The 12,933-nt window shown below is 67.3% G+C and carries 15 protein-coding genes; 7 read left to right on the top strand and 8 right to left on the bottom strand.

Annotated elements, in window-relative coordinates; translation table 11 throughout:
• Positions 1–32 precede the first annotated feature (32 nt).
• Positions 33–1,796, top strand: a complete 1,764-nt coding sequence (locus tag AC0LPE_RS03660; RefSeq protein ID WP_229567060.1) for a BCCT family transporter — start codon at positions 33–35, stop codon at positions 1,794–1,796.
• A 75-nt stretch (positions 1,797–1,871) separates the two neighbouring features.
• On the opposite strand, the gene AC0LPE_RS03665 is transcribed toward AC0LPE_RS03660, so the two are convergent.
• The 7 genes from AC0LPE_RS03665 to AC0LPE_RS03695 all read right to left on the bottom strand — a co-directional run bounded on the left by AC0LPE_RS03665 (position 1,872) and on the right by AC0LPE_RS03695 (position 5,885).
• Positions 1,872–2,534: a heme-binding beta-barrel domain-containing protein gene (locus AC0LPE_RS03665; RefSeq protein ID WP_490605625.1), complete on the bottom strand. Its 663-nt coding sequence runs from the start codon at positions 2,532–2,534 to the stop codon at positions 1,872–1,874.
• A gap of 184 nt (positions 2,535–2,718) precedes the next feature.
• Positions 2,719–3,024, bottom strand: coding sequence for a DUF1416 domain-containing protein (locus AC0LPE_RS03670; protein WP_006551801.1), 306 nt, complete (start codon positions 3,022–3,024; stop codon positions 2,719–2,721).
• Positions 3,025–3,026: 2 nt separating this feature from the next.
• Positions 3,027–3,863, bottom strand: a complete 837-nt coding sequence (locus tag AC0LPE_RS03675; protein ID WP_016695582.1) for a sulfurtransferase — start codon at positions 3,861–3,863, stop codon at positions 3,027–3,029.
• A gap of 104 nt (positions 3,864–3,967) precedes the next feature.
• Positions 3,968–4,432, bottom strand: a complete 465-nt coding sequence (locus AC0LPE_RS03680) for a DUF4395 domain-containing protein (RefSeq protein ID WP_088897475.1) — start codon at positions 4,430–4,432, stop codon at positions 3,968–3,970.
• A 119-nt stretch (positions 4,433–4,551) separates the two neighbouring features.
• Complete coding sequence (locus AC0LPE_RS03685) at positions 4,552–4,659, bottom strand: putative leader peptide (RefSeq protein WP_367652172.1); 108 nt, start codon at positions 4,657–4,659, stop codon at positions 4,552–4,554.
• Between the two features lie 21 nt (positions 4,660–4,680).
• The gene (locus tag AC0LPE_RS03690) at positions 4,681–5,106 is read right to left on the bottom strand and encodes a thioredoxin family protein (RefSeq protein WP_088897474.1); all 426 of its coding nucleotides are present in this window, start codon (positions 5,104–5,106) and stop codon (positions 4,681–4,683) included.
• Positions 5,103–5,885, bottom strand: coding sequence for an LmeA family phospholipid-binding protein (locus tag AC0LPE_RS03695; protein ID WP_081314531.1), 783 nt, complete (start codon positions 5,883–5,885; stop codon positions 5,103–5,105). The genes AC0LPE_RS03690 and AC0LPE_RS03695 overlap by 4 nt, the downstream gene beginning before the upstream one ends.
• A 165-nt stretch (positions 5,886–6,050) precedes the next feature.
• On the opposite strand from AC0LPE_RS03695, the gene AC0LPE_RS03700 reads away from it, so the two are divergent.
• From AC0LPE_RS03700 to pstB, 6 genes are all read left to right on the top strand, one after another.
• Positions 6,051–6,860, top strand: coding sequence for a winged helix-turn-helix transcriptional regulator (locus tag AC0LPE_RS03700; protein ID WP_423659405.1), 810 nt, complete (start codon positions 6,051–6,053; stop codon positions 6,858–6,860).
• Positions 6,857–7,768 carry a mycothiol synthase gene (gene mshD / locus AC0LPE_RS03705; protein WP_490605626.1) on the top strand — a complete coding sequence of 304 codons (912 nt, stop codon included), beginning with the start codon at positions 6,857–6,859 and terminating at the stop codon, positions 7,766–7,768. The genes AC0LPE_RS03700 and mshD overlap by 4 nt, the downstream gene beginning before the upstream one ends.
• Before the next feature lie 279 nt (positions 7,769–8,047).
• On the top strand, positions 8,048–9,172 hold the full coding sequence (gene pstS / locus AC0LPE_RS03710) for a phosphate ABC transporter substrate-binding protein PstS (RefSeq protein ID WP_160873753.1): 1,125 nt from the start codon (positions 8,048–8,050) through the stop codon (positions 9,170–9,172).
• A gap of 88 nt (positions 9,173–9,260) precedes the next feature.
• Positions 9,261–10,316, top strand: coding sequence for a phosphate ABC transporter permease subunit PstC (gene pstC / locus AC0LPE_RS03715; protein ID WP_016695575.1), 1,056 nt, complete (start codon positions 9,261–9,263; stop codon positions 10,314–10,316).
• Positions 10,317–10,319: 3 nt separating this feature from the next.
• Positions 10,320–11,243: a phosphate ABC transporter permease PstA gene (pstA, locus tag AC0LPE_RS03720; RefSeq protein WP_016695574.1), complete on the top strand. Its 924-nt coding sequence runs from the start codon at positions 10,320–10,322 to the stop codon at positions 11,241–11,243.
• A 45-nt stretch (positions 11,244–11,288) separates the two neighbouring features.
• Entirely contained in the window at positions 11,289–12,065 is a 777-nt protein-coding gene (gene pstB / locus AC0LPE_RS03725) for a phosphate ABC transporter ATP-binding protein PstB (RefSeq protein WP_016695573.1), read from the top strand.
• 90 nt (positions 12,066–12,155) lie between these two features.
• Here the strand turns inward: pstB and phoU are convergent, their stop codons facing one another.
• Entirely contained in the window at positions 12,156–12,863 is a 708-nt protein-coding gene (gene phoU, locus AC0LPE_RS03730; RefSeq protein WP_016695572.1) for a phosphate signaling complex protein PhoU, read from the bottom strand.
• Between the last annotated feature and the right edge of the window lie 70 nt (positions 12,864–12,933).

Raw genomic sequence — 12,933 nt, forward strand, 5'->3', positions numbered from 1 at the left:
CGATACTTCAAAAAGCTCACGATTCGTTAAGATTGCGCACGTCACCGGGGGTTTTCTTCTCTTCTGCGCTCATCGCGCTGCTCTTCGTCGTACTCACGATCCTGTTCACCGACGGCGTCGATTCGATCTTCAGTACCGCGTCCAACTGGATCATGACGAACCTCGGATGGTTCTACATCCTGGGCGTCACGACCTTCCTGCTCTTCCTCGTCGGAATCGCCTTCACTCATTACGGTCGGGTCCGGCTCGGCGGTGACGACGAGCGACCCGAGCACTCGACTCTGGCGTGGTTCGCCATGTTGTTCGCCGCCGGTATCGGCACGATCCTCATGTTCTGGGGTGTCGCCGAGCCGATCTCCCACTTCGCGAACCCGCCCATGCAGGACGTCGAGCCGGAGTCCGTGGAGGCCGCGGAAGAGGCCATGGGCTTCGCGCTCTACCACTTCGGACTGCACACCTGGACGATCTTCGCCCTGCCCGGCCTGGGCTTCGGTTACTTCATCTACAAGCGGCACCTGCCGCCGCGCGTCAGCTCGATCTTCGCGCCCCTGCTCGGGGGCCGCATCTACGGCCCGATCGGCAAGACCATCGACGTCGTCGCGATCATCGGCACGGTTTTCGGTGTCGCGACCTCGGTCGGCCTGGGCACCCTGCAGATCAACGCCGGTCTCGCGCAGCTGTTCGACATCCAGGAATCCGGGGTCGTCCAGATCGCCCTCATCGCGCTCGTGACGGTGATGGCCGGCATCTCGGTCGCCCTCGGTCTCGACAAGGGCATCAAACGCCTGTCGAACATCAACATCGGCATGGCCGTCATGCTGCTGGTCTTCGTGGTCGTCACCGGACCGAGTCTGTTCCTGCTCAAGGGCATGATCGAGTCTGCCGGGATCTACGCCGAGGCCCTGCCGCGCCTGGCGTTCTGGAACGACACCTTCGCCGACTCGGGCTGGCAGAACACTTGGACCGTCTTCTACTGGGCGTGGACCATCACCTGGTCGCCCTTCGTCGGTATCTTCATCGCTCGCATCTCGCGAGGCCGCACCATCCGCGAGTTCGTCGGCGGTGTCCTCGGTCTGCCCGTGCTGTTCTCGGTGATCTGGTTCAGCATCTTCGGGATGGGCTCGTTCCACATCGAGCTCGAGGGCGAGGGTGGACTCGTCGAACGTGTCGTGGACGCCGGCGACATCCCGGGTGCCTTGTTCGAGTTCCTCGGCAACTTCCCGCTCACCGGCCTGGTGTCCGGCATCGCGATCATCCTGGTGGTGATCTTCTTCGTCACCTCGGTGGACTCGACGTCGATGGTGCTCGACATGATGGCCTCCGGGCACGAGGAGAAGGCGCCCATCCACCAGCGCCTGTTCTGGGCGGTGCTCATGGGCCTGGTCGCAGCGACCATGCTCGTCGCTACCGGTAAGGACGGGCTCGACGCCCTGCAACAGGTCATCACCGTCGTGGGCCTGCCGTTCTTCGTGATGGGCTTCATCATGATGTACAGCCTGGTGCGCGGTATCCGCGAGGATCTGGGCGAGCGGCCGGAGCCGATCACCCGGCAGTGGCCCGAGGTGCGGTCGGCAGAGGAACTCGAGGCTGCTCAGGAACTACCGGCACCTGAGGTCGTCATCCACACGAGGGCTATCCCCGACGAGTGCGAGGACGGCAACGCCGCCGAGGATGCCGAGGACGCCGGAGTCCACCGGGTCCATGCCGGCGAACCCGACGCGCTCGGTGCACGAGGCAACGGTGGGTATGCCGACAAGAGGAGTGCCACCGGCACGACGGTCGTCGAAGAGGACTGAGAGAAGAACGGTCCGGGCCTGTTCCCTCACTGGGGAACAGGCCCGGACCGTTCGGGTCGGAAGTAGGAGGCCCGGTCAGCCGATATGGCGTGACAGGCGGGCGGACATCCGGGGCTTCAGCTCGCCGTCGGCGGTGACGCGCTCCTCGACGTAGGCGAGGTCGCCACCGTCGACGATGCCGTAGAGCCGCTTGGCTCCGCCGACGACCTCACCGGACTTGGTGCGGATCACGACGTCGGTCGCGAGCTCCCACGAGGACTGGGTGAGCGCGGTGCCGTAGTACAGCTCGACGACGCCGGAGCTGTGCGTCAGCAGCAGTTCGAGCGTCTCGGGATCGTCGCTGTCGGGCGCGCCCGTTCCGGACACGCGCCAGAAGCCGCTCTCGCGCCGATCCTCGCCCACGTACGCACCCGCTTCGTCGAGACGCCACGTGCGCGACTCCCACACCAGATACGCGCCGCCGTTGTGGGCGACGGTGATCTGCTGACCGAACGGGTAGTCGCCGGTCTCGGGATCGTTGGCCTCGCCCTCGCCGCGCCACACGCCGACCATCGGGAGGACGGCGAGCAGGGCAGGGCTCAGGTCGGGGCCGAGCCGCAGGTTCGCGGTGTCCTCGGCGCCCGGCAGCCCGGGAAGGACGGGGATGTTCAGCTCGGCGGTGACGCGAGCACGCTCGGCGGCCCGGGCGATCGCTTCGTCGCCGCTACGCCGCTGGGCGTCCGATCCGTCGTTCGTCACGATCCGTCGGAGACCACGCGGTAGATGGTGTACAGCGCGAACCAGGTGATGAGGAGCGCCGCGGCGACCAGCAGAATTTCGAAGAAGATGACCACGCGGTCATTCTAGACAACCGCTTTTCCGGTACGACGAAGGGCTCCGCTCCTGGTGGAGCAGAGCCCTTCGACGAGGTGTTCCGGCCGGATTACTTCGCGACCGTCACGTCCACGTTGTGCACGCCGGGAGCGGTGGGGCTCACGGTGGAGGTGCCGTTGCCGGAGCTCGACAGGGCGCGGATCTTCCAGTCGCCGGGGGCGGCGAAGAAACGGAAGTCGCCGGTCGCCGAGGCGACGACCTCGGCGGTGAACTCGTCGGTGCCGTCGAGCAGGCGCACGAACGCGCCGCCCACGGGCTCACCGTCGGCGTTCAGGACGCGGCCGGTGATGACCGTCTCCTTCTCGGTGTCCACGCCGGCGGGCAGGGTCTGGGTCTGGACAGGGGCGCCGCACATGATCAGTTGACCTCCAGTTCGATGGGTGCACCGACGAGCGAGCCGTACTCGACCCAGCTGCCGTCGTAGTTCTTGACGTTCTTCTTGCCGAGGATCTCCTGGAGCACGAACCAGGTGTGGCTCGAGCGCTCACCGATACGGCAGTAGGCGATGGTCTCCTTGCTGTCGTCGAAGCCCTTCTCGGCGTACAGCTTCTCGAGGTCCTCGTCCGACTTGAAGGTGCCGTCCTCGTTGGCGGTGGTGCTCCACGGGATGTTGATGGCGCCGGGGACGTGGCCGCGCTGCTGCGCCTGCTCCTGCGGCAGGTGCGCCGGAGCGAGGATCTTGCCGGAGAACTCGTCGGGCGAACGCACGTCGACGATGTTCTTGGTGCCGATCGAGTCGATGACCTCGTCGCGGAAGGCGCGGATGGAGTAGTCCGGCTCGGCGGCCTTGTACTCGGTGGCCGGGCGGGTGACCTCGTCCTTCGACAGCGGACGGCCGTCGAGCTCCCACTTCTTGCGGCCGCCGTCGATGAGCTTGACGTCCTGGTGGCCGTAGAGCTTGAAGTACCAGTAGGCGTAGGCGGCGAACCAGTTGTTGTTGCCGCCGTAGAGCACGACCGTGTCGTCGTTGGCGATGCCCTTGCGCGAGAGGAGCTCGGAGAACTGCTCACGGTTCAGGAAGTCGCGGCGGACGGCGTCCTGCAGGTCCTTGCGCCAGTCGAGCTTGACGGCACCTTCGATGTGGCCACCGTCGTAGGCGGAGGTGTCCTCGTCGACCTCGACGAAGACGGTCTTCGGCGCAGTGAGGTTCTGCTCTGCCCAGTCGGCGGAGACCAGGACGTCGGAGCGAGCCATGGGTGTTCCTTTCGGTGAGGGAATCCGGGAGGTTTCCGTGACCGGAACCCGTGCGAGGGTCCGTGCCAGTGGAGGTGTGGGATGTCGAGTTCGGTGACCGCCGGTCAGGCGGGCACGCGACGCATTCGGGCGACCAGCGGGAAGGTCCGGCAGCCGAGGCACACGCCGAAGGCGGCGTTGAGCAGCGCCGCGAACAATGCGAAGCCTGCGGCCACCGAGCCCACGACGATCGCGCCGGCGAAGAACGCGACCGTTCCGACGAGGGCGAAGACGAATCCGACGAGCTGCGCGAACCGCAGCGGCTCCACCGGCTCGGTCTCGATCGGAGCACCGAGGCGGGGAGCGACGAGCCTCGCGAACAGCGCACCGTACGGGCTGCGTCGCGGGCCGAGTGCCGCTCCGAGAGCGAACACGATCGTCTGCAGGGCCAGGATCACGGCCGCTGCGACGGGGGAGAAGGTGGCGACGACCAGGGCGAGGACGAGGACGCCGGTGGTGATCCACGCCGCGAAACGCGGGCCACGGACGTCGACCTGCCGGCCTGGCGTGTGGGGAGTGGATACGGACATGGGGAATCTCCTGCTGGATTCTGATTCGCTGGGCGGAGGGTGTTCATACGACCGCGGGGCGACGCATCGGGTGGAGCGGCATCGATGCCGCAAGGATCGGGACGAGCCCGTCGATGCGTTCAGCAGGGACAACAACAGCCACCGAGGCGGCACAGATCGACTGCGCGGCGTCGGGTGAGCATCAGCTCGTGGCGGTTCTGCACGCGAGGGAGTTTAACGCACGTCACCTCGGGGGTGGACCCCCGGGATCACAACGACGACAGGGCTGTGCGCAGGTCGTCGGCGGACGGAACGCCGGACGCGCGGAACCGTTCGCGTCCCTCGCCGTCGAAGACGAAGGTGGTGGGCAGCGAGAGCACGCCGAGTGTGCGTGCCAGGACGGGATTTTCGTCGAGATCCAGCTCGACCTCGCGTGCCGAATCCGGATCGCGGTCGAGAACCTGCACGATGACGCGGCGCACGGCAGCACACGGTCCGCACCAGGGTGCCGAGAAATGCAGGACCACCGGTACGCCGTCCCCGACACCCGCCGTGGCCAGCGCGGGATCGAGTTCGTGGCTGGCCGTCGAGGCATCGACGCCGGTGGCGCGGAGCGTGCCGGAACGGGTGCGCAGGGCCGTGCCCACCGCCAGTGTGGCGACTATCACGACCATGAGGACGATCACTGCGATCATGCGGGGGTCTGCACTTCCTGCAGATCGATGACGACGTCGCGGGCCTCGCCCTCGATGACGATCCGCGAACCTCGCGCCTCGACGAAGGTGGGCCGCACGCCGAAGGGAAGATTCTGCGGCTCGATCGTCGTCGTGAACAGTCCGAGCACCGCCGGCTTCAGGACGTCGGGAACCGAGAAGTCGGCGCGTCCCTCGGGGCCGAAGTAGAGATCCGACGCGACGACGTGGACGCGGTCGCCGTCGAGCACCAGATCGGCCTGGACGCTGACCGTCGCCTCCACCGGCCCGACGGGCACCGTGCCGGTGAGGACGACCCCACCGGCGGTCGTCGGCCCGGAGCCACCGGATCCGCCCGTGCCGTCGGACTTGCTCGCCGGGGGAGCGGAAACCTGCAGGTCGGGGATACCGTAGAGCTGTCCGAGCTCGGTGGCGTCGAGCATGACGCGGCCGTACAGCAGGTCGACGGGCACCGACCGGATCGACCCGTCGAGCAGCTCACCGGCCTCGGCGTGCGCACCGATCAGATTGGCCTCGACCGTGATGTCCCCGAGCAGATCGGTGTGGACGTTGTCGGCCACGATCTCGACGTTCTCGTAGTGGCCGTCGCGGGCCTGGAGGAGGAACGGGAAGCCGTGGATGGTCACCGCCGGATCGGACTCGAGAACGCCACCCTCCCGCAACGCACGCGAGACGCGGTATTCCGACCACGCCGCCGCGCCGAAGTCGGCGAGGACCGCGAGTCCGAGCAGGACTACGAGACCGAAGATCAGTTTGCGCACGCCCACCATTGTGTCGGACGCGTCGTCCGCCGGACCGCGCCCGTCCGCTCCGAGGCCGCCCACGGAATTCTCGTGCTTACATAGCGGTAACAATCGGGGCGTTACTCTGTTGCACGACGTTTACGACCCCTATCCGCGCTGGTCGCGCGAAGAACTGGAGGCCCGGTGGAGCTGCTCCTTCTGACCTCCGACCCGAATCCGGATGCGGTCCTGCCGTCCCTGGCGCTGCTCCCGCATTCGGTCAGGCCGGCTCCTACAGAAGTTTCGTCGCTGCTCGAGGCGGGTTCGGCGGATATCGCCATCGTCGACGCCCGCTCCGATCTCGCGGCCGCGCGAGGATTGTGTCGACTGCTCGGCAGCACCGGGTCGGCAGTGCCCGTCGTCGCCGTGCTCACCGAGGGCGGGCTCGTGGCCGTCAACCCCGAATGGGGACTCGACGACATCCTGCTGTCCACCACCGGGCCGGCCGAACTCGACGCGCGCCTGCGACTGCTCATGGGCCGTTCGGGTGTCGCGGTGGGGCCGGAGAACACCGGCAAGATCACCCTCGGTGAACTCACGATCGACGAGGGCACCTACACCGCCCGCCTGCGCGGACGTCCCCTCGATCTCACCTACAAGGAATTCGAACTCCTCAAGTACCTCGCCCAGCACGCGGGCCGGGTCTTCACCCGCGCCCAGTTGCTGCAGGAGGTCTGGGGTTACGACTTCTTCGGTGGTACGCGCACCGTCGACGTCCACGTCCGACGCCTGCGCGCGAAGCTCGGCCCCGAGCACGAAGCGCTCATCGGAACGGTCCGCAACGTCGGTTACAAGGCGGTGCGTCCGTCCAACCGCGTCGGCAAGGGCGGCAACGCCACTCCCGATGTCGACGACGACGATGTGGACGACACGCTTCTCGACGACCCCCGCGCGGGGGATTCCGGCGCGGGTGACTCGGGCGCAGGGGAGTCCGGGGCACAATTCGTTCCGTGAGCACCGATACGGAATTCGTCGACCATCTGTCCGCCGACCACGCCGAGGCCGTCCGCGCCGTGTTGTCGCGCGCGACGCAGACCGACGGCACCGCGCCGATCTCCGAACAGGCGGTGCACTCCCTCGGACGGGACGGTGCGGCCCGGCATCTCGTCGCGCTCGGAGACGACGGTGAGGTCGCGGGTTACGCGAACGTCGTGCCTGCTCAGGACGGTCATCCGGCCATGGCCGAAGTCGTCGTCGACCCGCCGCGGCGCGGGCACGGACTCGGCCGCGAACTCGTCGAACGTGCACTCACCGAGGGCGGCGACGACACCCGCGTGTGGGCGCACGGCGACCTGCCCGCCGCGCAGGCGGTGGCGCGCCGTCTCGGCCTGACCGGTGTCCGCGAACTCCTCCAGTTGCGTCGTTCCCTCGAACAGGACGATCTTCCCGCCCTCGAGGTCCCCGACTCGGTGCTGCTGCGCACCTACGGCGGCCCGCAGGACGACGCCGAACTGCTCCGCGTCAACGCGGCGGCCTTCGAATGGCATCCCGAGCAGGGGCGTTGGACGGCCGCCGACGTGGAGGAACGCCGACGCGAGTCCTGGTTCGATCCCGAGGGCCTGTTCCTCGCGTTCGATCCCGCCGAGCCCGAGAAGTTGCTCGGTTTCCACTGGACCAAGGTGCACCCGGCCACGGCGTCCGACCCGCAGCTCGGCGAGGTCTACGTCGTGGGTATCGACCCGTCCGCGCAGGGTCGTGGGCTCGGTCGCCTGCTCACCCTTGCGGGCCTGCACTACCTCCGCGACCGGGGTCTGCCCGGCGTCCTGCTCTACGTCGAGGGCGACAACACCGCGGCACTGAACACCTACGGCAAGCTCGGCTTCGACCGTTTCCACGTGGACGTCGCCTACGCCCGGGCCTGAACACCTCCGGTCGCGCCGTGGACGAACCGCGTAAGAGGCGCACACTGCCATCCGACACGCCGATCGCGGACGGGATTCGAGTGATGGTCGCAACACCATCGCCAGGTGTATCCGGCGTGTTCATCCGCCGTTAACCTTCGGTCGTCCGAGTGTCCATCGTCTCCTCCTAACTTCACTAGCGGGTCGAGTACTGCAGACCCGGCGCCGGCGTCGCCCGCGCCACGAGGCCGCCGCCGCCCGGTGCGGCGGTCGTGTGAAGTACTTCTCGGAGGAGAACAGGTGAACTTCAAGCGCAACGGCGCTCTGCTCGGTGTGGTGGCCGCCGCAGCTCTCACACTCTCGGCGTGCGGTACCGACGACAATTCCGGTTCGGTCGACGTCGACGCGTCCGACTCCGCCGCGACCTGCGAGGGCAAGTCCACCCTGTCGGGTGCGGGCTCGTCGGCCCAGAAGAACGCGATGGACCAGTTCGTCTCCACCTACATCGCCGTGTGCTCCCAGAAGGACGCGGCCGTCAACGTCGCGTACAACCCCACCGGCTCCGGCGACGGCCGCACGCAGTTCATCGCGAACCAGATCGACTTCGCCGGCTCCGACTCGGCCATCGGGGACGAGCAGGCCGCCCAGGCCGCCGAGCGCTGCGCCGGCAACCCCGCATGGAACCTGCCGCTGGTCTTCGGTCCGGTGGCCCTGGCCTACAACGTCGAGGGTGTCGGCGATCTCGTGCTGGACGCCGAGACGACCGCGAAGATCTTCAACGGCTCGATCACCAAGTGGAACGACCCGGCCATCGCCGCGCTCAACGAGGGCGCCCCGCTGCCCGACGCGGCCATCACCCCGATCGTGCGTTCGGACTCGTCGGGCACCACCGACAACTTCCAGCAGTACCTCGAGACCGCGTCGAACGGCGCCTGGACCTCGGGTGCCGGTTCGGACTTCACCGGCGGCGTCGGTGAGGGCGCGAAGGGATCCGCGGGTGTCGCGCAGGCCGTCGCCGGCTCGCCGAACTCCATCACCTACGTCGAGAAGTCCTTCGCCGACCAGAACAACCTGAGCATCGCGAAGATCGACAACGGCTCCGGACCGGTCGAGCTGACCGAGGAGACCGCCGGCAAGGCCATCGAGGGTGCCGAGTTCGTCCCGGCCTCCGAGGGCGACCTCACGCTCGACCTGTCGTCGATCTTCGGCAGCTCCGAAGAGGGTGCCTACCCGTTGGTGCTGGCCACCTACGAGATCGTGTGCTCGGCCGGCTACGACGCCGACACCGCAGCGGCCGTCAAGTCGTTCCTGATCTCCGCTGCGAACGAGGGTCAGGAAGGCCTGTCCGAGCAGGGCTACGTCCCACTGCCCGACGCCTTCAAGACCCGCCTCACCGAGTCGATCGACGCCATCGCCGCCGGATGACCCGCCGATCCCTCGCTCCGGTGAGTGACCGAGGGATCATCGACCCGCCCGTTCCTGACGAATACGCTGAGAAGGATTGCGAGCGCACATGAGTGACGCGCACAACACGTCGGTCTCCATCGCGGCCGACGAACCGACCCGCTCAGGAACGGGCGGTGCAACCGGCATCACGGAGGACACGATCAGCACCCCACCCCCATCCCCGGACCGGGCACGCAAGGCAGTCGTGCGGCCGGGAGACAGAATCTTCGGCTCCCTGGCATCCGGCTCCGCGGTCCTGATCTCCGTGATCATCGGCGCGATCGCAGTCTTCCTCGTCTGGCGCGCCGTCCCGGCACTGCAACGCAACCAGGTCAACTTCCTCACCAGCCGTGACTGGATCACGCAGGACATCACCGACATGGCGTTCGGTGTCCTCGACCTGTTCCAGGTGACGGTGCTCGTCTCCTTCTTCGCGCTGTTCCTCGCCATGCCCGTCGCGCTGGGCATCGCGATCTTCCTCACCTCCTACTCGCCCGACCGGCTCCGGAAACCGCTCGCGTACGTCATCGACCTGCTCGCCGCGGTCCCGTCGATCGTCTACGGACTGTGGGGCATGCTCGTCCTCGCCCCGTTCCTGCGCCCCGTCGCGGAATGGCTCAACACCAACCTCGCCTGGTTTCCGCTCTTCGCCACCGGCAGCGGCTCCATCGTGGGCGGCGGAACGATCTTCACCGCCGGCATCGTCCTCGCCGTGATGATCCTGCCGACCATCGCCGCGGTCAGCCGCGAGGTGTTCGTGCAGACCCCGACGGCCCACATCGAGGGCGCGCTCGCGCTCGGCGCGACCCGCTGGGAGGTCGTGCGGACCACCGTCATCCCGTTCGGCAAGTCCGGCTATATCAGCGGTTCGATGCTCGGTCTCGGCCGCGCGCTCGGCGAGACGATGGCGCTGTACCTCATCCTGCGCACCACCTCGCAGGCGTTCTCCTGGTCGCTGTTCGACGGCGGCGCGACCATCGCGTCCAAGATCGCGCTGGGATACGCCGAGTTCAACAACGACATCCAGGCGGGCGCCTACATCGCCGCCGGTCTCGTGCTCTTCGTGCTCACCTTCGTGGTCAACGCCGCCGCGCGCATGATCGTCGCAGGAAAGAAGGACTGACCCATGTCGACCACCACCACGTCGACCACCGCACTCTCCTCGCCGGTCAAGCCCCCGGCCTTCCAGCGGGTCAGCGGACGTCGCCGCGTCAAGGACACCGCAGCCACGGTGCTCGTCACGCTGTCGGTCGTCGTCGCGCTGATCCCGCTGGCCTGGGTGCTGTTCACCGTCGTCGCCAAGGGCCTGCCCGCCCTGATCTCGCCGACCTGGTTCACGCACTCGCTGAGCGGACTGACGTCCTCGTCGATGGGCGGTGGCATCTACCACGCCCTCGTCGGCACCCTCCTGCAGGGACTCGTCTGTGCGATCATCTCCATCCCGCTCGGCGTCTTCGTCGCGATCTACCTCGTCGAATACGCCGGCAGGTCGCGGCTCGGCCGGATCACCACGTTCATGGTCGACATCCTCAGCGGTGTCCCGTCGATCGTCGCGGCGCTGTTCATCTACGCACTGTGGGTGTCGACCTTCGGGATGCCCAAGTCGGGCTTCGCGGTGGCGCTCGCACTCGTGCTGCTCATGGTGCCGGTGGTCGTGCGCAGCACCGAGGAGATGCTGCGCATCGTCCCGCAGGACCTGCGCGAAGCGTCCTACGCGCTCGGTGTGCCCAAGTGGAAGACCATCGCGCGCATCGTGCTGCCCACCTCGCTCGCCGGCATCATCACCGGCATCATGCTCGCCCTGGCCCGCGTCATGGGCGAGACGGCGCCGCTGCTGATCCTCGTCGGCTACGCGCCCTTCATCAATTTCGACCTGTTCGGCGGTGAGCAGGGCACCCTCCCGGGTGTCATGGTCGCCGAGATGAACAACCCGACCGACGCCGGTTCGCAGCGCATCTGGGGCGCCGCGCTCACCCTGATCCTGGTCATCGCGGTCCTCAACATCGCGGCCAAGCTGATCAGCCGGTACTCGCAGGTCGGCAAGAAGTAACCCACAGACCTCTTCTCACATCGATACACCAGTAGGGAGCCGGTAATGGCCAAGCGTCTGGATCTCAAGGACGTCAACATCTACTACGGCAAGTTCCACGCCGTGGCCGACGTGACGCTGTCCGTGCCGCCGCGGAACGTCACCGCCTTCATCGGCCCGTCCGGTTGCGGCAAGTCCACCGTGCTCCGGTCGATCAACCGCATGCACGAGGTGACGCCCGGTGCCCGCGTCGAAGGATCCATCCTCCTCGACGGCGAGGACATCTACGATCCGAACGTCGACCCGGTCGGTGTGCGCAAGACGATCGGCATGGTCTTCCAGCGTCCCAACCCGTTCCCCACGATGTCGATCCGCGACAACGTCGTCGCCGGCCTCAAGCTGCAGGGCGTGCGCGACCGCAAGAGCCTCGACGAGATCGCCGAGAAGTCGCTGCGCGGCGCCAACCTGTGGAACGAGGTCAAGGACCGCCTCGACAAGCCGGGCGGTGGCCTGTCCGGTGGTCAGCAGCAGCGTCTGTGTATCGCCCGCGCCATCGCAGTCCAGCCCGACGTGCTGCTCATGGACGAGCCGTGCTCGGCTCTCGACCCCATTTCGACGCTGGCCATCGAGGACCTGATCGGTGAGCTGAAGAAGGACTTCACCATCGTCATCGTCACGCACAACATGCAGCAGGCCGCGCGTGTGAGCGACCAGACGGCGTTCTTCAACCTCGAGGCGACCGGTCGTCCGGGTGGTCTGGTGGAGATCGACGACACCGAGAAGATCTTCTCGAACCCCAGCCGGAAGGCCACCGAGGACTACATCTCCGGCCGCTTCGGCTGAGCCTCTTCGCATACGCGAGACCCCGACCGGATCCGTCCGGTCGGGGTCTCGTCGTTCGTGCGCTGGTCCTGGGCTCGGTAGTTCCTGGGCTCAGGGGTTCTCCGGGTAGACGGTCAGACTGTCCACCTTCTCCACGAGCTGACGGATCTCCTCCTCGGTGGGGAGCTTGCCCGTCACGAGGAAGATGACGCGGCGGCCCACCTCGACGGCGTGATCGGCGAACCGCTCGTAGAAGCGGCCGAGCAGGGTGACGTCGACGGCGGCCGCGACCCCGTGGTCCCATTCGCGGTCCATGAGCACGGTGAACAGATGACGGTGCAGGTCGTCCATCGCCTCGTCCTCGTGGTGGAGGCGGGCGGCCCGGGCGGGATCACGGGTCTCGAGGATCTCGCGTGTGGCGGCGCCGAGCGCCACCGCGATCCGTCCCATCTCGGCGAAGTAACCCTTCACCTCGTCGGGGAGCACGTGCTTGGGATGACGTCGGCGCGTCGCCTTCGCGATGTGCAGTGCGAGCGCACCCATGCGGTCGATGTCGGCCACGATCTGGATGCCGCTGACGACGGCACGCAGATCGCCGGCGACCGGACCCTGCAGGGCGAGCAACTGGAACGCCTTCTCCTCGCAGATCGCGCCGAGATCGGTGATCTTCTCGTGCTCGTCGATCACCTGCTCGGCGAGAGCGAGATCGGCTTCGAGAAGAGCTCTGGTGGACCGCTCCATCGCGGTCCCGGCGAGCCCGGCCATCTCCCCGAGGAGATCACCGAGTTCGCCCATCTGTTCGTTGTAGACGACGCGCATAATGGCACAGCCTACGACCTCGATCGGTCCGAACGGCGAGCATCGGATGAACCACAGGTGAACGTCGACG

It is taken from the genome of Rhodococcus sp. S3 (assembly GCF_058211795.1).